This window comes from Xanthomonas sp. WHRI 1810A, assembly GCF_040202885.1.
GTDB lineage: Bacteria > Pseudomonadota > Gammaproteobacteria > Pseudomonadales > Pseudomonadaceae > Aquipseudomonas.
Genome location: NZ_JBEGED010000074.1, coordinates 1 through 513, shown reverse-complemented (window position 1 = coordinate 513; position 513 = coordinate 1). Strand labels below are relative to the sequence as shown.

At 62.2% G+C, this 513-nt stretch carries 1 protein-coding gene; it reads right to left on the bottom strand.

All coding sequences use genetic code 11. From position 1 onward, the window contains the following. Positions 1–294 precede the first annotated feature (294 nt). The coding region (locus tag ABQX22_RS26805; RefSeq protein ID WP_349802869.1) for a hypothetical protein at positions 295–513 on the bottom strand (219 nt) is incomplete at its 5' end.

Here is a 513-nt window from a genome sequence, read left to right as displayed (position 1 = left end):
GTACGTTACGAAACGGGCATAAAAGAAGTTGTTCCCAACCATAGAATCTCCCACGGCCTTCGGCCAGAATCAAAAGCTGGACGCGGAGCGTCGTCCACGTACGGCCTGCGGCCCGAATCAAATGCCAGGCCGCACCGCGATCCGCTTCTGCCGAAGGCGTGGGAGCTGGCTTGCCTGCGATCTGGCGCGTAGCGGCAGTGAAGCCTGTGCATTCGGTTTTACCCTGACACACCTCAGGCGTCTGGTTTCAGGACCGCTTCGGTCGGACGCGACCCCGGGCCCATCGCAGACAAGTCAGCTCCCACGGCCTGCGGCCAGAATAAAAAGCCGGATGCGGAGCGTCGTACACATACGGGCTGCGGCCAGAATCAAAAGCCGGACGCGGAGCGTCGTCCACGTACGGCCTTCGGCCAGAATCAAATGCCAGGTCGCACCGCGATCCGCTTCTGCCGAAGGCGTGGGAGCTGGCTTGCCTGCGATCTGGCGCGCAGCGGCAGTGAAACCTGTGCATTC